The organism is Variovorax sp. M-6 (genome assembly GCF_052114385.1).
Classification (GTDB): domain Bacteria; phylum Pseudomonadota; class Gammaproteobacteria; order Burkholderiales; family Burkholderiaceae_C; genus Variovorax.
The window spans coordinates 1-406 of the sequence record NZ_JBFREQ010000134.1 but is presented as its reverse complement, the minus strand read 5'-3'; the positions used below and the strand labels follow the sequence as shown (position 1 = coordinate 406).

The 406-nt window shown below is 67.6% G+C and carries 1 protein-coding gene; it reads left to right on the top strand.

Annotated features, from left to right (window positions below):
* A partial coding sequence (locus tag AB4Z46_RS35500) for a DUF938 domain-containing protein (protein WP_442288234.1) occupies positions 1-406 on the top strand: 406 nt, incomplete at both ends.

The window sequence follows — 406 nt, the reverse complement described above, 5'->3', positions numbered from 1 at the left end:
ACGCGAGACCGCCCCCTCCCCCGAGCGCAACAAGCAGCCGATCCTCGAGGTACTTGCGCGCGTATTGCCGCCACGCGGCCTCGTGCTCGAGATCGGCAGCGGCACCGGGCAGCACGTGGCGCACTTCGCCAGGGCTTTGCCCGCCCTCACTTTCCAGCCCAGCGAGATGGACGTGGAGCGCCATGCYTCCATCGAGGCGTGGGTGGCCGAARGCAACCTGTCGAACGTAAAGCCGCCCCTCGCCATCGATGTCACGAAGCATCCGTGGCCCGTATCCGCGGCCGACGCGGTCGTGTGCATCAACGTGATTCACATCTCCCCGTGGGAGGCCACGCTCGCGTTGATGGCGGGCGTCGGCAGGATACTGCCCGCCGGTGGCGTGCTTGTGACCTACGGCCCGTACATG